This is a genomic window from Bordetella sp. (assembly GCF_057362025.1).
Window position 1 is genome coordinate 1 of record NZ_JBMQQZ010000055.1, and the last position, 17,823, is coordinate 17,823.

Sequence of the window (17,823 nt, forward strand, 5' to 3'; positions counted from 1 at the left end):
CTACCCTCAGGACAATGTCTATCTCACAACCCTGAACGGTTACGAACTGGGCAGGCAGCCCATGCCGGCGATGGCCGATGACCAGCCACCGCCGGAAAGCCCGCAGAAGCGGGAACGGTGTCCTCAGAATATGTTCGACCCTATCCTGCAGCGCTTCGCCGCGTCACAGCCCGGGGTCGCGCTGCACTATGGGCACCGCCTGCTTTCCTTTCGGCAGGACGCGGACGGAGTGGTTTCCGAGGTTCAGAATCTGGAAACCGGCCAGATCCGCGAATACCGTTCGAAATTCCTGGTGGGATGCGATGGGGGGCGCAGCACCGTGCGCGAGCAATTGGGCATAGGCATGCAAGGCAAGGGTGTCCTGACCCATACGACCAACGTCATTTTCCGATGCCGGGACTTCAACGGCCTTCATGACAAAACGCCGGGCTACCGCTATATGTTCGTGGGGGAATCCGGCGTCTGGGCGACTATCGTCGCCATCAACGGGAATGACCAGTGGCGGATGTCCATCATCGGCAACGCCACGGAGCGGCACAACTATACGGAAGAGCAGCTCAAGCAGTTTGCCTACCGGGCCGTGGGCAAGCCGTTCGACCTGGAAGTGTTGAGTATCCTGCGCTGGACCCGTATCGAACAGGTCGCCGACAGCTATCGCCGAGGTCGTGTCTTCATTTGCGGAGATGCTTGCCACCTGACATCGCCGACCGGCGGCCTGGGTATGAATACCGGAATCGGCGATGCGGTGGACCTGTCCTGGAAACTGGCTGGCTGCCTCGAAGGCTGGGGCGGCGAATCGCTACTCGAATCCTACGAGGTCGAGCGCCGGCCCGTGGCGCATCGGATAACGCGGTTCTCCACCAGCAACCTGGAAGTCATGCAGAAAGTGCCGCATACCGTGAAGATATTCGCGGAGGGGCCCGAAGGCGACGAGGCGCGGGCGGCCGTCGGCAAGGCGCTGGGCGATGGCCTGCGCAAGGAGTGGTTCTCCAAGAACATGCATCTGGGCAACCGCTACATGCACTCGCCGGTCATCGTCTATAGCGAGCCGGAGAGCCAGGAACAGGTGACACAGGAGTTCCTTGACGCGGTGAACTATCAACCTACAACCCGGCCAGGCTGCAGGGCCCCGCACGTGTGGCTTGCGCGAGGCGTCTCGACGCTGGATTTGTTCGGCAAGAGATTCGTGCTGATGGCGTCCGAGACGCATCTCGGTGAGGCCTCTCGAATGGCCGAGGTGGCGAAAAATGAGGGCGTACCACTTACCGTGCACACGATGAAGGATGCTGGGGTCCAGACGGCCTATCAAAAACCCCTGGTGCTGGTGCGGCCCGACGGCCATGTCGCCTGGCGATCTGATGCGCCGGTCGCGGATGCCGTCGGGCTGATGCGGGCCGTGGCCGGGAGGTAGACAACTAACGACCCAGAGTTCGGGAACGTCTGATGAATCGGCGGACTTCCTGAACCGGGTTATCTACCGCGCACGCGCGCGCCGCTGAGATTCCTTCTTCGATTCGCTGCGTAGATACTGATCCAGCCGCCGCAGGTGCGCTCCCATCACGCCGACGGCCGCGTCCGCATTGCGTGCGCGCAGATGCTTGACCACCGTTCTCCGCACGGCGATGACGTCGCTCTTGGGCACGGGATCGACCTTTGCCAGGAGCGCGCGGCTGAGTTCGGACAGGGATTCCAGCAGCATCAGCAGTACGAGGTTATGCGTGGCCAACGCCAGCAACCGATAGAACTCAGTGATGTAGGTGGTGCGCCGGCTGAAATCTCCCCGTGCGGTCAGCTCTTCGATGTGATCGATATCGTGCTCCAGCGCGAGAAAGTCTTCCTCTGTCCCTCGCTCGCAAGCGAGCCGGATTGCTTGTTCCGTCAGCATAATCCGCGCTTCGGTCACATCGTCCCAAGGCACCTGGCCCAGCATCACCATATCGCTGACCGCCTGGGTCACGATGCCGGAGTCTCGCTGGCATATGAATGCGCCGCCGCCCATGCCCTGCTGGCAATACACCAGCCCCGCGTTTTCCAGGCTGCGCAAGGCTTCGCGCACGGCGGTACGGCTGACGCCGAGTTGCTCGCCGAACTCGCGCTCCGGTGGCAGGCGGTCTCCCGGCTTCAGCCTGCCCATGGCGATCTCGCGGCGGATCTGGTCGCAGACCTGTTCGAAGGCGCGCTTGGTTTTTATGGGCGCAAACGAGGGACCGTTTGCCTCATCCGCCACCGCAGGCGCGCCACGCGCCGCCTTCATTGCTTTAGTCATCGTCGATGTTTCCAATGCGATTCCGATAGTCTGCCACTAGTAGCATAAGCTGCGACCCGCAGCCATCGGAGATTATACCAATCATAAGGTCAGACCATATGATGTATTATGGCGTATCGGCAGAACAGGATCGATAGGCTGGTGCGCAGCGCTGGACGGAACCGGCCGGCCCAGGATGGAGCGATGGAATGAGCGAAGAGTCAACGATGCAGGACGCGCTCGCGCGTCAGAACCTAAAGGCAGAGCTGGCAAGGTTTAATTGCCGGGTGCACCAGCCGGACGATCCCCCCGTATTCACCCGCGAGCCGAAATCGACCACCCAGACCGTTCATTGGCGGTGGGCTGACTTGAAACCGCTGCTCGAACGCCTTGGCTTGGAGCTCGATATAGGATCGGGCGGTCAACGTCGTACATTGCGGCTGGCGAACCCCGGGCTGCCCTATGGCACGACGCACACTTTCTGGGCGTCCATCCAGGTGATCCTCCCTGGTGAAATCGCCGCCGCGCACCGGCACACCGCGAATGCTTTTCGGTTCATCATGCAAGGTGGCGGCGCCACGACCACCGTCGATGGCGAACGATATGCGATGAACGAGGGTGATCTGGTTCTCACTCCTTCGATGTGCTGGCACGACCATGAATACCATGGCGACCGGCCCATGATTTGGCTGGACATTCTGGACGTTGCAGTAATGCAGATGCTCCACGCCAGCTTCTTCGAGCCGCATGTTTCGGAGCAGCAGGCTGTTTTGCCCGTGCCTGACCGGTCCGAACGCTTGTTCGGAAATGCCTTGATGATGCCTCCGGGCGTGGATGCCACGGGTACGGCGGCGAATCCCTTGTTGGTCTACCCGCGGGCGATGGCGCTCGAATCGCTGGAAAGAATCGCGGCTCTGGGCAGCGATCCGGTCGATGATCTGATCCAGGAATATCGCAATCCCGTCACCGGAGGGCCTGCCATGCAGACCATGGACATGCGACTGCAACGGCTGCGCGCCGGTTTCCGCGGCGTGGCCCGCCGGCATACGGGAAGCAAGCTTTACTACGTCGTCGAGGGCGCCGGCAGGACGGTCGTGGACGGCGTGGCGTACGACTGGCAAGCAGGCGACTTTCTGACCGTCAGGCCGTGGACGTGGCACTCGCACGCGAACGACGGCAGCCGCGATGCGCTGCTTTTCCAGGTCAATGACTTTCCGGTGATGCAGACATTGGGCTACTACCGCGAGGAGACCGCCGATGAACCCGTTTCCGTATCGAAGAGCAACTGAACAATGAAGATCGCCTCTTTCAACGATTTCCAGGTCGGCGTCGTCACCGACGATGGCATCGCGGACGTCACTGCCGCATTGCCGGAGTTTCTCGGCGAGTTACCGCAACAGCGCATCAACTGGCTCATCGCGAACTGGGCCCGGTGCAAGCCGTTACTCGACAAAGCCGTAGCCGGCGCTCCCATGCATCGTCTTGGCGATGTGACGCTCCTGGCCGCCAATCCCGCGCCGCCGCATATTTTTGCGGCGCCCGCCAATTACCGTAAGCACATCGGGGAGTTGGGCGACCGCTCCGTTACGACAGGGGGGCGAAGCGCGAGGGAACAGGGATTCTTCCTGAAGGCGCCAGCCAGCGTGGTGGGGGCGGGCGGTACGCTCTGGCTGCCGAAAGGCTCCAGCAGGCGCTTCGATCATGAGTCCGAGCTTGCGGTCATCATAGGCAAGACGGCGCGGGATGTCCCCCGGGCCAACGCGTTCGAGTACATCTTCGGATATGCCTGCCTTATAGACGGGACGATGCGCATCGAGAAGGGGTCGGGCGAAGAAGAGCGCACGATGCGCAAGTCCTTCGACACTTTCACGCCACTCGGTCCCTACCTTGTCACGGCCGATGAGATTCCCGATTCGGGAAAGCTGCAAAATCGCCTTTGGGTCAATGACGATCTGCGGCAGGACGCGAACACCTCGGATTTGATCGTAGGCGTGGCCGAACTGATCGAAATGATCTCGTCGGTGCTGACCCTGCGTCCCGGAGACGTGATCGCGACGGGTACGCCGGAAGGCGTGGGGCCGATGTCTCATGGCGATACGGTACGGATCGCGATCGCCGGGGTCGGGGAAATGACGGTGAACGTGCGGGAGCGTGCAGTCGCCGCGCCGCGTCCTTATTGATTCGAGGGAGGTTTCAAGCGTCTCTTTACGCCGGGCGCGCCGAGAGACGCATGAAGCCGGCCCGCGATCCCGGATAAAGTCCCACGCCGCTATGACGGTATCCCCAGGCGCCGCTGTTGCCCCGCCGCCAGATCCCACCAGCCGGCATGAGCGGAGGCCGATTCATAAGCCTTTTCCGGCGGCTTGGCGGTATCCCAAAGATTTGCCCGGATGCGCCTGCAGGTCACGGCGTCCGCCGCCCTGGACAGCAGCCAACAAAGAGGCGGCGTCATGACATCGGCAGGTAGAAGCGCCTCGCGCGCGAGGTTCGGAAGGTCCGGCACCATGGGGGTATCCACCGTCCCTCCGGGGACAAGCACGTTTGCCGTGACTCCGGAGCCGTTCAATTCGCGTGCGAGAATTGACGTGTATGCCTCCAGTGCGGCCTTCGACGGGCCGTATGGGCCCGAGCCATTGGCCAGCATATGGTCCAGGCTGGTGGTAATGGTAACTACCCGGCCCCATCCGCCGGCCCGAAAGCGGCGGACTGCGGCATTTGTCAGCCGGATGGGGCTCATCGTATTGGCGTCGAACATGCTTTGCCACGCGGAAAAATCGATATCCCAAACCGGTGGGGGATTCTTCAGCAGGTCCCTGGTGTATATGGCGCGCCCGAGGCCGGCGCTGTTGACAAGTACATTAACGCGGCCGAAAGCCTGTTCCGCGGCCTCCAGCAAGCGGAGTGGCGCATTCGGATCGCTGAGATCCTGGCGAAGCAGCTTCAGGCTCGCGTCGCGAACGCTCGGCAGCGCGTCCTGCAAACCATCGAGTCGGGCGCCATCGATATCGGTTGCCAGGACCTTGGCGCCACCTTCCAGCAAGGCGCGCACGATTTCGCGCCCGATTCCGCCAGCCGCGCCTGTCACGATCGCGCTTACATGATCAAGTTGCATGTTCCCGCTCCATTCTCGAATGCGATTGTATGGTCGGACCATAATACATTACTATTGAGAAAAAGCGAGTTCGTACGGTTCCGGCGGACCGCATGTATATAACCAAGGAGAAGGAAATTGGCCCTGCTCGGAAAGACAGCCGTTGTGATCTATAGCAATTACCCGCCCGAATACCGCGAGGAGCACTGCAGGTTTCATTCATACGAACATCTGCTGGAGCGCGTAAGCACCAAGGGTTTCCTGCGCGGCCGGCGCCTGAATGCCCTCGATGCAGCATCGCCCTCCGCTTTCGCGCTGTACGAAGTCGCGGACAAATCCGTGACGGTCCAAGGCGAATACATCGACAAATTGAACAACCCGACGCCCTGGACACAGAAGTTCCGCCCGCTGGCCGACTACGCGAGCCGGACGCTCTGCGAAGTGGTGGCCAGCGCGGGTTTGGGAACCGGGTCGCGCGCTATGACGGTGCGCTTCTCCCCTCAGGCGGGGCGCGAAGACGAACTGAAGGCGTGGTTGCTTCAGACGGTCTCCGGCGAGTTCGCGTCCAGCGAATCCCGTGTCGGCGCGCATTTTCTCGTCCGCGACAGATCGATTGAAAGGCCCATGACCGAAGAAGAGCGCATTTGCGCCCGTGGCGCGGGTTCCGTCGAATCCGATTGGATCCTGCTTATAGAAGGGTGGGACGAGAACGCGCTGCGCGATCTGAAGCGCGGCATCCTGGGAGAAACAAGCCTTGCGTCGCACGGTGCGCGGCCAGGGGTGACTTTTGATTTCTACGCGTTATCCCACGTACTTAGCCACGAGGAAATGGTTCGCTCGGCCACCGTCGGCGTTCCACGGTAACGGGCCCTGCAAGGCGCCTCCATTAGAAGATCCTGTTGGGAGACACACATGAAATTCCGCAAGTTGTTCGCCGCCTTGGCGACGTTCGCGGCAGCCGCCTGCGTGGCGGGTGCCGCACATGCCGCATTCCCGGATAAACCCATTCGATTCATCATCCCGTTTCCGCCTGGCGGGTCGACGGATACCTTGGGCAGGATGGTCGCCAAAGGCATGAGCGATCGGCTTGGCCAGCCAGTCATCGTCGAGAACCTGGCCGGCGCGGCGGGTGCGCTCGGCGTGCAAAACGTCGTTAGGGCCAATCCGGAGGGATACACGTTGTTGTTTACCGTGTCCGGCCCGGTCACGCTCATACCCCTGGTGAACAAGGCGGTCCGCTACAAGATGGAAGACCTGGAGCCCATCGGTATCGTGGCGCACACACCGCTGCTGCTGGTAGTGCCATCGAGCTCTCCCTGGAAGAGCTTGAACGATCTCGTCGCTGCCGGAAAGAATACGAAGAAAGACAACTTCGCGTCACCCGGTATCGGGTCGGTCACGCATGTCGCCAGCGAAACGGTCAACCTGCGGGCGGGTACTCAGTTCCAGCACATTCCCTACAAAGGCACGCCGGACATCCTGATCGCGATGGCTGCCGGCGATGTGCAGTGGTACACGATTGCCGGCATCGATGGCAAGGGTCCCATCGCGGACGGAAGATTGCGGCCGCTTGCCACGCTAAGTCTGGAGAGGTCGCCCAACTTTCCTTCCATCCCTACCATGCAGGAGCAAGGCATCGCAGGTTTCGACATCTCGGCCTGGTTTGGTGTGTTCGCACCGCGCGATATCCCTGCTCAGCATCGGGATATATTGAATCGAGCGGTCAAGGCGGTGATGGCAGACCCGGCGTTCGTCAACCGCATGAAGGAGTTCGGCGCAGACGTCAAACCGGACGACGCCGATATCGGCCGCGTCAAGGCCTTCCTTGGCGAAGAGCGGGCGACGTACGAGAAGACGGTGAAGGTTTTGAACCTGGGCCAATAAGCCCATGCGGTAGGGGCGGCCATCGCCTTCGTCCGGGGATGAGACACTCCGGCAGTATCGCGCGGCGGGTCGCGACATAACGCGAGCCGCCCTTTTTCATCAATCGTCCAGCGCTATTGGTACTTCTTCCGCGATCATGTACTGATTCAAAGAGAGTTGCATCAGCCGTGCGCTGCTTGCTTTGCGCTTCTCGCTTTGCCAACCCTCCGATCGGATCGCGGCCTTGAGCGCTTCCAGGCTGTCGAAGTGCAACTCGACGATCGCATCGCAAGACAAGTGACGTCCGCTGGCGAGCGGTTCGGACTCCGAGACGTCGACCGGGAAATTGGCGACATACTTGCGCAGGCCGGGCAGCGTGCCTTTGACGAGCTGCGAGTGCACATTGAGCCAATACGCTCGGAAATCCGCGACGGACTCACCTTCGTGACGGTTGATCAGGCTGATATGTTTGATCATGGGTATCTCCATTTCGGTTGCGTGCAATGCGGCCGCCTTCCGCCCGCATCGACTTGGGGGGGCTGGTTCTATTGGCTGCGGATATTCAGTTGTTTGATCAAGGTCGACCACCGGCTGCGATGGCTTTCGAGGAGTTCTGAAAACTGCTCGGGAGACGAGCTGGCCGCGTGGATTCCCATCGAGGACAATGACTTCTGGTATTCGCTATCGCGCGCGACGGTGGCCATGGCGCCGGCCAGCTTCTCCACGACGGCTTGCGGCAGGTTGGCCGGACCGACCAGGCCGAAAAAAATCGGCACTTGCATATTCGGCACCCCTGCCTCTTTCACGGTGGGCACTTCAGGCATGGTGGGTTCGCGGACGTCACCCGACACCACGATCCCAACAAGCTTTCCGGCGCTCACCTGCGGAATGGCGATCTGTGACGAGACCCACGCAATGTCGACCTGGCCGCCCAATAGGGCCGAAATGCATTCGGCATCGCTCTTGTACGGCACATGGAGCAAATCGGTCTGGGTCTCTGACTTCAGAAGCTCCGCCAGCAAATGAGTCGATGTGCCGATACCGCTGGTGCCGAATGACACGGAGCCCGGTTGGGCCTTCGCCTTCGCGACCAGTGCCTGCAAGGTGCGCACGTCCAGTCCTGGACGCGCCAGCAGCGTGGATGAAGACAATCCCGCGAGGCTGACCGGCGTGAACGCCGTGGCGGGATCGTACGGAGGTTTGCCCTGTAAATAGGGCGCGATGGTAAGAGGGCTATTGCCGGCCCAGCCGAGGGTATATCCATCGGGTTTGGCCCTGGCCAATTGACCCAGGCCGACCATCCCGCCCGCGCCCGCCTTGTTCTCGACGACGAAGGTCTGGTGCAGTGACTTCGTCAGTAATTGCGCGGCAAGGCGGGCGGATTGATCCGTACCTCCTCCGGCCGCAAAGGGGACGATGATCGTTACGGGGTGGGTGGGATATTCCTGCGCGCCCGCGCAGGCACACGTGGCCGCCAGCGCGACGCCGATGCCTATATGCCGAATCATGATGTCTCCTGATATAGTATTATGGTCGGACCATATGACTATATAATAGCCAAGCGCGAACGGCAACGGTGAAAGTCCCGCCGGGGAGATTCCGCGTGGCGGACGACAAACTGGACGCACGCTAGTGGCGGTGCGCAGACACCGGTTGGCGTGCCTGGCGCCGGCGCACCGCCGACAGACCGATCCGACGCCGCCGGAAAAGGGTGATTGAGAGGAGACCAGGGAGATGGATGAGGCGGCAACGTATGACCTGATCGTGATCGGTGCGGGTATGGCTGGCCACTGCGCTGCCCTGGAGGCAGCGCGGTTAGGCGCCAGGGTCGTGCTACTGGAAAAGACCGGCACTTTCGGAGGTAGCACGCGCATGTGTGGCGGGGCGTTCGCGTTCGCCGGCACGGATGTGCAGCATCGAAACGGTATCGAGGATTCTCCGGAAAGACTCGCCGAGGATCTCTTGAAGGCCGGGAAGCACCGCAATGATCGCAGCCTGATCGAAACGTACGCGGCCAGGCAGCTCGACGCCTACCAGTGGCTGCGCGGGCTGGGCCTGGTCTTCGAGAAGGTGTCGCTAAGCGGCGCGCAATCGGTGCCTCGCAATCACAGCATCGATCCCGTGTTGGTGCTGGATACCTTGCATGACGCCGTGCTCGCGGCGGGTGTGGGATACCGGCCGATGGCGCACGTGCGCAGCCTCATCAAGGACCAGGAAGGGTGTGACGCTGTGGTTGGCGTCGAATTGATCGACGATGCACGAGTCCTGGCTGGCCGCGGTGTGGTCATCGCGACGGGCGGCTTCTCGCGTTCCGCGGATATGGTCGAACGTTTCGCTCCGCATCTCAGGTCCGCTCGTCCCATGGGGGGATACGGCAATACGGGTGACGGCCTGCGCATGGCCTGGGCGCTCGGCGCCGACCTTGTCGACATGGGCTACGTGAAGGGAACTTTCGGTGCGCCCGCATGGTACGGGAAGCAGAAGGAAGTAGACGAAGAACGGGCACCGCGCCTGATCTCGGCGATGTACAGGGGCGCGATCGTGGTCAACCAGGCAGGCAAGAGGTTTTGCGACGAGTCCATCTCCTACAAAGAGATCGGCGAGCTCTGCCTCCGGCAGGAGCATGCGCGAGGGTTCCAGATTTTCGACCAGCAAGTCATGGACCAGTCTTCCGAACTGCCGACGGTGGCGAACTTCAAGGCGGCGCACCGCGCGGGACTCTTCGTGGAGGCTCCATCGATCGACGCACTGGCCCGCGCTCTGGATATCGATCCCTTTGCTCTGAGCGAAACCGTCCGGAGCTACAACGAGGCATGCGACGGGAACCGCCCGGATGAGTTTGGACGGACGTCCCTCAGCACGGGTTATGGGCGCCCCACCCGCATCGATCAAGGGCCGTTCCTCGGCTACGCCTGCACGACGGGGTTGACGTCCACGTACTGCGGTTTGCTGGTGGATACCGACGCCCGGGTGCTCAACGTGTTCGGACACCCCATTGCAGGCCTGTACGCGGCGGGAGAGGTCATGGGCGGGTTCCACGGGGAGACCTATATGAGCGGTTCGTCCCTGGCCAAGGGTTGCATCTTCGGGCGACTTGCCGCCCAGCACGCCGTGGGCCGCGTGGGCGATGCATCGTTAACCAGGTAGAAGAATCAGGCGCGAATGGCACCGGGCGCCTGGCGGGTGCCATGCAAATAGAAGATGGAAAACTGGAGCAAGGAGACTATAAATGAACACTTACCTCAAATGGCTGAAGCGGGTTTTGATCATCGTGGCCGTCGGTTTCGCGAGCGCAGCGGCCAGCGCGGCGTACCCGGATAAACCTATCCGGATGGTCATCCCGTTTCCGCCTGGCGGTTCGACGGACCTCATCGGCCGCATGCTTGCGAAAAGCATGTCGGAAAAGCTCGGCCAGCCGGTTATCGTCGAGAACCTATCCGGAGCAGGGGGGACGATCGGCGTCCAGAAAGTGATCCGCTCCGAGCCGGACGGCTATACGGTGGTGCTGACGGTGTCCGGCGCCGTTACGCTGATCCCCTCTGTCAACAAACGTGTCAAGTATTCCGCGGAGGATCTGCAACCGATCGGGATGTTGCTGGAGAGCCCGCTGTTGCTGGTGGTGCAGTCTTCCTCGCCCTACAAGACACTCGGGGAGCTGCTGGCAAAAGGCAAGGGCGATGCGAAGGAGGCACCGGCGTTCGGTTCCTCGGGCATAGGGGCGATTTCGCACGTAGCGGCCGAGATGATCAACATCAAGGCCGGCACGAAGTTCATGCATGTCCCTTACAAGGGAACGTCCGAGACTCTGCAGGCGTTGATGACGAACGATGTCCAATGGGCGCTGATCAGCGGGATCGATGGGCAAGGTCCCATCCATGACGGCCGGCTGAGACCGCTGGCGGTAATGAGCAAGGAGCGGTCGCCGACCTTCCCCTCTGTTCCCACAATGGAAGAGCAAGGCGTGAAAGGGGTAGACGTGAGCGCCTGGTACGCGCTTCTCGGACCTAAGAACCTCCCGGCGCCCGTCGTGGACTTGCTTAACAAGACGATCAGAGAAATTGTCGCCGACCCGGAGTTCGCGAAGCGGGCAGTCACGCTTGGCAGCGACGTGCCCAAGCGGGATAACTCGCCTGCTGCCCTGGAGGCGTTGATCAAGACCGAGCGCGATAACTATCTGGCGACCGTACGCGCCCTGCACCTGTCGATCGAATAGCGACGCCAGGACCCGAACCGATAGACCGCTAGACCCGATTGACCCAGCGCGAGACGAAAGCCACCCTTATCAATGCCGGGAACCCTACAGTCTTTGTCTAAGCAACCGCGCTGGGCCTGGCTGGTACCGAATTGCAGGAAGACGTCAACGGCAATGCCGCTATCCTCGACCGGCTCGAAGACATCCGCTGCAAAGGGCCCATAAGGATGGGGCTTGCGAAGGCGGGCGACGACGTCGGGTGTAGCCATCACGGTGCGCGCTGGCCACACCCGCCGGTCCGGTGCGCTCAGTATCCGAGCGCCTTCAAGTCGTCGAGCGTCTTCCGGATGATCGCGATGGTCTTTTCGCGCTCCGCGCCCTCCAGATTGAGCCTTGGCGGCTTTACCGTCTCTGCCGAGCCCGATACGATGCTCTCCGCCAGTTTGATGTGCTGGACCAGTTTGACCACCGTATCCAGATGGAAAAGCGGAATCAAGGCGCCATAGAGCTTGCGCGCGCGCTCGAAGTCATTGTCCAGCGCCAGTTTCAGCAGCTCCACCGATTGCCTGGGCAGCGCATTGGCCATGCCGGAAACCCAGGCCTTGGCTCCCAGCGCCACGCTTTCGACGATCAGGTCGTCCACGCCGCAGACGACTGCAAGTCGATCGCCGAAGCGCGAAACCAGGTCGGTGACTCGCGTCGTGTCGTACGACTCTTCCTTGATGGCTTCGATGGTCGGTTCGGCCAGCAATTCCGCGATCACGTCGGGAACCAGGTCTACGCCGTAGCCGCGCGGGTTGTTGTACAGCAGGATGGAAAGCCTGGACGCTTGCGCCACGGATTTATAGAACGCGACCGTTTCGCGCGCATCGGACTTGTAGGTCAACGCGGGGAACACCATCAATCCGTCGACGCCGATGCGCTCAGCTTCGCGCGCGTAGTCGGTCGCTCGCGCCGTACTGGTTTCCGCCAGGCCGGAGATGATGGGGATGCGGTTCCCGATCACGTCCTTGGCGGTCTTCAGGACGGTGATCTTTTCGTCCGGCGAGAGCTGGGCATTCTCGCCCACCATGCCCATCATCACGACGCCGCTGACGCCGTTTTCGATCAGCCGCTCCAGCCCTTTTTCTATCGCGGGAGTATCCAGGGTGAAGTCCGGCTTGAGTTTCGTGGTAACGGCGGGGAAGACCCCATTCCAACGTATCGACATGCAGCTACTCCTTTGAACACGGTATTTGGGGCGGGGTACGACCGCGCGTCCCCGCCGAGGCAATTCATTCCACGGTGATGCCAAGATCCCGGATCAGCTTGGAATACTTGGCATCATCGCGTCGCAGCACCTGGGCAAACTGGTCCGGCGTCATTTCGATCGGCACGACTCCCATGTCGAGCATGCGCTTCTTGATCTCCGGCTTCATGAAGGTCTTGTTCATGGCGGCATTCAGGCTGGCCACGATATCGGGCGGCGTGCCCTTGGGGCCGAATGCGCCGTACCAGATGGTCATTTCGTAGCCCGCGACGGTCTCGCCCACGGTAGGGGTATCGGGCAACAGTTCCGAGCGCTTGCCTTCGGTCACGGCAAGCAGCCGCAGCCGGCCAGCTCTGACGTGGGGCAGGGTCTGCGTGCCGGCGCTGACGTCCAGTTGAGTTTCGCCGCTGACGGTGGACAGGATCGCCGGTGCGCCGCTACGGTAAGGTACATGGGTCATCTTGATGCCGGCGAGCCGTTCCAGCAGCAGCACGCCGATATGGTTGGTGCTTCCGACTCCGCCGGTCGCATAATTGATCTTCCCGGGGTGCTTCTTGGCATAGGCCACCAGTTCCTCGATGTTGTGCACCGGCAGGGTGGGATTGACCACCACGGTGGTCATCACATTGGCCAGGTATGCGATGGGTGTGAAGTCGTCGACGCCCTTGAACGGCGTCGAGGGGATCAACGTGGGATTGACGACGTGGTTCGTCATGGCGCCGATCAGCAGCGTGTAGCCGTCCGGTTTGGCTTTCGCTACGTAGCCTGTGCCGATGTTGCCGCCCGCGCCGGAGCGATTCTCCACCAGAAAGGACTGGCCATAGACCTGCGATAGGTCGGCCGCCAGTTCGCGGGCCAGGATATCCGTCGATCCGCCTGGGGCGGCCGGCACAATGAGCGTGACGGGTCTTTCGGGCCACGCGGCATGCGCCAGGGCGGGTGTCAGTACGGTCAGCCATAGGCCGACGAGCCGTCTCAATCCGGCTGTTCTCATGGTATTTCCCCTTGTGTGATTCCTATTCGCGCGACACTGGACCGCACATGGCGCTTCCGCGCCGCGTCGAACTCCGCGACAGGAAAAACCCACCGCATGCCTTCATGTTAGGAACGTGACAATCGCGGGGAAACCTGTTTTTTTTATTGCGCGATTAGGTGCAGCTTATGGCTGCGCCGCGGCGGCATGCATCTCGTTGCGCAGCCTGATGAGGCTGGCCGCCAGGTGCTCTTCCGCGGGCAAGGGATGGTCCCGCGTCTCGGAGATAAGGTGGATGGCGGGCAGCATCCATTGAAGCCGCAAGTCCAGCGTGGCGACGCGCGCGCGGCCGCGGAAGTCGTTGGCGACATCTTCGGGCACGATGGATACCATGCCTTCGTCGCTGGCGATCATCTCTTCGATGACCTCGGATGACTCCGTCTCGATGATTGGCGCCGGCGGCACCAGCTTGTGCTTGCGGAACTCATCGTTCAAGCGCTGGCGTGTAGGGGTGTCGGGTAAAGGCAGTAGCCAGCGCGCTTCCGACAGGTCCTTCAGCTGCACGTCGCGCGTGTGCAGGCGCCGGGCCAGCGCGGGATGGGCCACCAGTGCCGGCCGCTGCTCGTACAGCAGGCGATGGCTCAATCCGACCAGGTCGTCGTCCGGCGGCAGGCGGCCGACGACGCAGTCGACCTTGCGCTCGCGCAGCAGTTTCAGCAGTTGGCGCGTGTTGCCACGGTGCAAGGTCAGGCTCAGATTGACCTGTTGAACCAGGGTGCGGACGGTGCGCGCGAGCAGGGCGCTGGACAGGTGGGGAACCACGCCCAGGTTCAGGTGAGTGCGGTATCCGGAGCTCATGGCCTGTACTTCGCGTTCCCAGAACTCCACGTCCTGCAGGAAGCGGCGCGAACGCGCCAGCGCCATGACGCCGAGTTCGGTCGGCACCACGCCGCGCGACGAGCGGGAAAACAGCGGGCTGCCGAAGATGCCTTCGACTTCGGCCAGCGTCTGGGTCAGTGCCGACTGCGAGATGCCCAGGGCGTCCGCGGCGCGCGTGACCGAGCCGTGCTCGGCGATCGCGATCAGGACGGAAAAATGGCGGATTTTCAGGCGCCGCACGAAATTCAATGCGCTGGGGTCCATGGCTACGCTCCTATAAGCACTAGCTTATCCCACAATGAGAAGATCCGATGATGGCCGACGACCAACCCACTATCGTGAAGGCCCCATCGATAGATAAGAGTCTCGGAATGTCGGATGCCTTTACCACGCGGCCGGAAATCAGGGGTACGACCGGGGTGGTCTCCAGTACCCATTGGCTTGCCTCGCAAACGGCCATGAGCGTGCTGGAGCGCGGCGGCAATGCTTTCGACGCGGCGGTGGCTGGCGGATTCGTGCTGCAGATCGTGGAGCCGCACCTGAATGGTCCCGGCGGCGAGGTCCCCGTGCTTTTCTGGAGCGAAGGCGAAAAACGCATGCGCAGCTTGTGTGGCCAGGGCGGCGCGCCGGCATTGGCCACCACCGACTATTTCCGCCGGCTGGGGCTTAGCCAGATACCCGGCATCGGTCTGTTGCCGGCTGCGGTACCGGGCGCTTTCGGCGCATGGTTGACGCTGCTGCGCGACTACGGCACGTGGGAGCTGGCGGATGTCCTGGCGCCAGCGATCGAGTACGCCCGCGAGGGCTTTCCCATCGTTTCCCGGGTGTCGGCGTCCATATTGGCGGTGTCGCCGCTGTTTCGCGACGAGTGGAAGACGTCCGCACAGGCCTGGCTGCCGGGCGGGAAGGTACCGCGCCCCGACCGTCTGCTGCGGTCCACGGCGATCGCCGCGACCTATACCCGCATCCTCGATCTGGCCGGCGCGAAGGCCGGCGACAGGGCGGGGCGCATCGAAGCCGCGCTCGACGCCTGGTATCGCGGTTTCGTGGCTGACGCCATCGACCGCTTCTATCGCGATGAGCGGGTCTGGGATACCACCGGAGAAAGAAACGCCGGCTTGCTGCGCAAATCCGATCTGGCCGAATGGCGCGCAACGTACGAAGACCCGTTGACGGTGGTCTACGGCGACTACACGGTGGCCAAGTGCGGCACCTGGTCGCAGGGCGCGGTGCATTTGCAACAGCTCGCCATGCTGCGCGAGCTGAAGGTAGAGCGCCAGGATCCGCTGTCCGCGTCGTTCGTCCACACGATCGCCGAGGCGGCGAAACTGGCTTTCGCCGATCGGCTGGCATGGTACGGCGATCCCGAGTTCGCCGCGGTGCCGGTCGGCGACCTGCTGGGCGCTGCGTACGCCCGCGACCGCGCTGCCCTGATCCAGGCCGTCGCCAGCCGTGAGATCCGGCCCGGATCGCCCGGTGGCGCGCGGCCGAAGCTGCCCGATCTGGGCATCGCCGAGCGCACCTTGCGTGACGCCGATGTGCGTTATGGGGTGGGCGAACCGACGTTCGCCCAGTTGCCGCCCCTGGACAGGTGGGCCGACGATGAAATCTTCGTCGGAGATACCTGCCATCTGGACGTCATCGACCGGCACGGGAATATGGTGTCGGCGACACCGTCGGGCGGCTGGCTGGCGGCCAGCCCGACCATACCGGAACTGGGCTTCTCGATCACGACGCGGATGCAGATGGCATGGCTGGACGATGGCCTGCCGGGTTCGCTGCAGCCGCGCAAACGGCCGACCACGACGCTTTCCCCGGGGCTGGCGTTGCGCGGGGGGCGTCCGTATATGTGCTTCGGCACGCCCGGAGGCGATCAGCAGGATCAATGGACGGTGGCATTCCTGATCCGGCACATGCAGGGCATGAATCTGCAGGAGGCGATCGACTGCCCGGCCTGGCATATCGAACACTTCGTGACGTCCTTTTGGCCGCGGCCGGTAAAACTGAACAGGCTGATACTGGAAGATCGTTTCCCGCCGGAAACGGTCGAAGCGCTGCGCCAGGCCGGGCACGACGTGACCGTCGGCCCGTCGTGGTCGGAGGGCCGGATTACCGCATGCACGCAGGAGATGCTTCCCGGCGGACGCAGGTTGCTGAAGGCGGCGGCGAATCCGCGTGGCATGCAGGGCTACGCCGTGGGCCGCTGACAGCTGGATGGCGGGAAGGATGGCGCGAGACCGGATATCGAAGGAGCAGGGCGGATGCGTTGGAACAAGACATTGACCATGGTGAACTGCCACGCGGCTGGCGAGATCGGCCACGTGGTGACGGGCGGCGTCATCGACGTACCCGGCCAGACCATGTTCGACAAGATGGTGCACTTCGAAGAGCACCGGGACGATCTGAGGCGGATCTGCCTGTTCGAGCCCAGGGGCGGGCCGAACCAGAGCGTGAACTTCGTGCTGCCGCCCACGGATCCTCGTGCCCGCATGGGTTACGTCATCGCCGAGTCGATGGAATATCCGGCCATGTCGGGGTCGAACACGATATGCGTGGCGACCGTGCTGCTGGAAACGGGCATATTGCCGATGACCGAACCCATGACCGAAGTCATGCTGGAGTCGCCTGCCGGCCTGATCCTGGTGCGCTGCAGGTGCGCCAATGGCAAGGTAACCAGCGTGGAATTCACCAATCAGCCGGCTTTCGCCAACCATCTGGATCGGATGATAGAAGTGCCCGGCACGGGAACCCTGAAGGTGGACGTCGGCTTTGGCGGCATGACCTACGTCATCGTCGATGCCGCGGCGCTCGGGTTCGGGCTGACGCCCGACGAAGCTCGGGATATCTGTGAACTGGGCCAACGCATCAAGGCCGCGGCCGCCGAACAGCTGCCTTCCCCGCATCCATTGAATCCTGATATCAAGGGCATCACGCAAACGGAATTCGTACTGCCGCCGCGCCGCGCGGATGGCGTATTGCGGGCGCGCAATGCGGTCGTGGTGTCGCCCGGCCGCTGCGACAGGTCCCCGTGCGGCACCGGCACGTCGGCGCGCCTGGCCGTCATGCATGCCAAGGGGCAGATTGGCGTGGGCGAGACCTTCATACACGAATCCATCATCGGCACGGAGTTCGAGGCGCGCATCACGTCGACCACGACGGTGGGCGATTATCCGGCCGTTGGGTCCACCGTGGCGGGGCAGGCCTGGATCACGGGTATCACTCAGTTCGGCCTCGATCCCACCGACCCGTTTCCGCTCGGCTTCACGTTGGCCGACACCTGGCAGGAAGCGGTGGACGACAAGCTGATCAGATCGCGGAAGTGAAACATTCA

16 protein-coding genes and 1 pseudogene are annotated in these 17,823 nt (G+C 62.5%); 10 read left to right on the forward strand and 7 right to left on the reverse strand.

Annotated elements, in window-relative coordinates; genetic code table 11:
* Positions 1-1,411, forward strand: a 1,411-nt coding sequence (locus ACO1P8_RS10810) for an FAD-dependent monooxygenase (protein ID WP_486295892.1), incomplete at its 5' end; no start/stop codon positions are given.
* A 63-nt stretch (positions 1,412-1,474) separates the two neighbouring features.
* Here the strand turns inward: ACO1P8_RS10810 and ACO1P8_RS10815 are convergent.
* The gene (locus ACO1P8_RS10815) at positions 1,475-2,266 is read right to left on the reverse strand and encodes a FadR/GntR family transcriptional regulator (RefSeq protein ID WP_486295893.1); all 792 of its coding nucleotides are present in this window, start codon (positions 2,264-2,266) and stop codon (positions 1,475-1,477) included.
* A 188-nt stretch (positions 2,267-2,454) separates the two neighbouring features.
* Here ACO1P8_RS10815 and ACO1P8_RS10820 point away from each other — a divergent pair, with 188 nt between their 5' ends.
* Both ACO1P8_RS10820 and ACO1P8_RS10825 read left to right on the forward strand, forming a co-directional pair.
* A complete protein-coding gene (locus ACO1P8_RS10820) occupies positions 2,455-3,534 on the forward strand; it encodes a cupin domain-containing protein (protein WP_486295894.1) in 1,080 nt (359 codons plus the stop codon).
* Between the two features lie 3 nt (positions 3,535-3,537).
* On the forward strand, positions 3,538-4,425 hold the full coding sequence (locus tag ACO1P8_RS10825; RefSeq protein ID WP_486295895.1) for a fumarylacetoacetate hydrolase family protein: 888 nt from the start codon (positions 3,538-3,540) through the stop codon (positions 4,423-4,425).
* Between the two features lie 89 nt (positions 4,426-4,514).
* Here ACO1P8_RS10825 and ACO1P8_RS10830 read toward each other — a convergent pair whose 3' ends face one another.
* Positions 4,515-5,357, reverse strand: coding sequence for an SDR family NAD(P)-dependent oxidoreductase (locus ACO1P8_RS10830; protein ID WP_486295896.1), 843 nt, complete (start codon positions 5,355-5,357; stop codon positions 4,515-4,517).
* Positions 5,358-5,474: 117 nt separating this feature from the next.
* On the opposite strand from ACO1P8_RS10830, the gene ACO1P8_RS10835 reads away from it, so the two are divergent.
* Both ACO1P8_RS10835 and ACO1P8_RS10840 read left to right on the forward strand, forming a co-directional pair.
* The gene (locus tag ACO1P8_RS10835; RefSeq protein WP_486295897.1) at positions 5,475-6,200 is read left to right on the forward strand and encodes a hypothetical protein; all 726 of its coding nucleotides are present in this window, start codon (positions 5,475-5,477) and stop codon (positions 6,198-6,200) included.
* Between the two features lie 48 nt (positions 6,201-6,248).
* Entirely contained in the window at positions 6,249-7,220 is a 972-nt protein-coding gene (locus ACO1P8_RS10840; protein WP_486295898.1) for a tripartite tricarboxylate transporter substrate binding protein, read from the forward strand.
* A gap of 99 nt (positions 7,221-7,319) precedes the next feature.
* Here ACO1P8_RS10840 and ACO1P8_RS10845 read toward each other — a convergent pair whose 3' ends face one another.
* Positions 7,320-7,676 (reverse strand): EthD domain-containing protein, encoded by a 357-nt coding sequence (locus ACO1P8_RS10845; RefSeq protein WP_486295899.1) that lies wholly within the window; start codon positions 7,674-7,676, stop codon positions 7,320-7,322.
* Between the two features lie 68 nt (positions 7,677-7,744).
* Positions 7,745-8,707, reverse strand: coding sequence for a Bug family tripartite tricarboxylate transporter substrate binding protein (locus ACO1P8_RS10850; protein WP_486295900.1), 963 nt, complete (start codon positions 8,705-8,707; stop codon positions 7,745-7,747).
* Positions 8,708-8,933: 226 nt separating this feature from the next.
* On the opposite strand from ACO1P8_RS10850, the gene ACO1P8_RS10855 reads away from it, so the two are divergent.
* From ACO1P8_RS10855 to ACO1P8_RS10865, 3 genes and pseudogenes are all read left to right on the forward strand, one after another.
* A complete protein-coding gene (locus tag ACO1P8_RS10855; protein ID WP_486295901.1) occupies positions 8,934-10,346 on the forward strand; it encodes an FAD-dependent oxidoreductase in 1,413 nt (470 codons plus the stop codon).
* An 82-nt stretch (positions 10,347-10,428) separates the two neighbouring features.
* Complete coding sequence (locus ACO1P8_RS10860) at positions 10,429-11,412, forward strand: tripartite tricarboxylate transporter substrate binding protein (protein ID WP_486295902.1); 984 nt, start codon at positions 10,429-10,431, stop codon at positions 11,410-11,412.
* Positions 11,413-11,522: 110 nt separating this feature from the next.
* Positions 11,523-11,645, forward strand: a pseudogene (locus tag ACO1P8_RS10865) (hypothetical protein); the annotation flags it as partial.
* Between the two features lie 53 nt (positions 11,646-11,698).
* Here the strand turns inward: ACO1P8_RS10865 and ACO1P8_RS10870 are convergent.
* The 3 genes from ACO1P8_RS10870 to ACO1P8_RS10880 form a co-directional block, all read right to left on the reverse strand.
* Positions 11,699-12,601, reverse strand: a complete 903-nt coding sequence (locus ACO1P8_RS10870; protein ID WP_486295903.1) for a dihydrodipicolinate synthase family protein — start codon at positions 12,599-12,601, stop codon at positions 11,699-11,701.
* A 64-nt stretch (positions 12,602-12,665) separates the two neighbouring features.
* Positions 12,666-13,634 (reverse strand): Bug family tripartite tricarboxylate transporter substrate binding protein, encoded by a 969-nt coding sequence (locus ACO1P8_RS10875; RefSeq protein ID WP_486295904.1) that lies wholly within the window; start codon positions 13,632-13,634, stop codon positions 12,666-12,668.
* 165 nt (positions 13,635-13,799) lie between these two features.
* Positions 13,800-14,756: a LysR family transcriptional regulator gene (locus tag ACO1P8_RS10880; protein WP_486295905.1), complete on the reverse strand. Its 957-nt coding sequence runs from the start codon at positions 14,754-14,756 to the stop codon at positions 13,800-13,802.
* Positions 14,757-14,863: 107 nt separating this feature from the next.
* Between ACO1P8_RS10880 and ACO1P8_RS10885 the strand changes: the two genes are divergently transcribed.
* Together ACO1P8_RS10885 and ACO1P8_RS10890 are read left to right on the forward strand one after the other, a co-directional pair.
* The gene (locus ACO1P8_RS10885; protein ID WP_486295906.1) at positions 14,864-16,699 is read left to right on the forward strand and encodes a gamma-glutamyltransferase family protein; all 1,836 of its coding nucleotides are present in this window, start codon (positions 14,864-14,866) and stop codon (positions 16,697-16,699) included.
* 54 nt (positions 16,700-16,753) lie between these two features.
* Positions 16,754-17,815 (forward strand): proline racemase family protein, encoded by a 1,062-nt coding sequence (locus ACO1P8_RS10890; RefSeq protein ID WP_486295907.1) that lies wholly within the window; start codon positions 16,754-16,756, stop codon positions 17,813-17,815.
* Positions 17,816-17,823: the final 8 nt, after the last annotated feature.

Coding starts and splice junctions, on each gene's coding strand:
- ACO1P8_RS10815 (WP_486295893.1), bottom strand. CDS start 2,266: ATGACTAAAGCAATGAAGGCGGCGCGTGGCGCGCCTGCGGTGGCGGAT.
- ACO1P8_RS10820 (WP_486295894.1), top strand. CDS start 2,455: ATGAGCGAAGAGTCAACGATGCAGGACGCGCTCGCGCGTCAGAACCTA.
- ACO1P8_RS10825 (WP_486295895.1), top strand. CDS start 3,538: ATGAAGATCGCCTCTTTCAACGATTTCCAGGTCGGCGTCGTCACCGAC.
- ACO1P8_RS10830 (WP_486295896.1), bottom strand. CDS start 5,357: ATGCAACTTGATCATGTAAGCGCGATCGTGACAGGCGCGGCTGGCGGA.
- ACO1P8_RS10840 (WP_486295898.1), top strand. CDS start 6,249: ATGAAATTCCGCAAGTTGTTCGCCGCCTTGGCGACGTTCGCGGCAGCC.
- ACO1P8_RS10845 (WP_486295899.1), bottom strand. CDS start 7,676: ATGATCAAACATATCAGCCTGATCAACCGTCACGAAGGTGAGTCCGTC.
- ACO1P8_RS10850 (WP_486295900.1), bottom strand. CDS start 8,707: ATGATTCGGCATATAGGCATCGGCGTCGCGCTGGCGGCCACGTGTGCC.
- ACO1P8_RS10855 (WP_486295901.1), top strand. CDS start 8,934: ATGGATGAGGCGGCAACGTATGACCTGATCGTGATCGGTGCGGGTATG.
- ACO1P8_RS10860 (WP_486295902.1), top strand. CDS start 10,429: ATGAACACTTACCTCAAATGGCTGAAGCGGGTTTTGATCATCGTGGCC.
- ACO1P8_RS10870 (WP_486295903.1), bottom strand. CDS start 12,601: ATGTCGATACGTTGGAATGGGGTCTTCCCCGCCGTTACCACGAAACTC.
- ACO1P8_RS10875 (WP_486295904.1), bottom strand. CDS start 13,634: ATGAGAACAGCCGGATTGAGACGGCTCGTCGGCCTATGGCTGACCGTA.
- ACO1P8_RS10880 (WP_486295905.1), bottom strand. CDS start 14,756: ATGGACCCCAGCGCATTGAATTTCGTGCGGCGCCTGAAAATCCGCCAT.
- ACO1P8_RS10885 (WP_486295906.1), top strand. CDS start 14,864: ATGTCGGATGCCTTTACCACGCGGCCGGAAATCAGGGGTACGACCGGG.
- ACO1P8_RS10890 (WP_486295907.1), top strand. CDS start 16,754: ATGCGTTGGAACAAGACATTGACCATGGTGAACTGCCACGCGGCTGGC.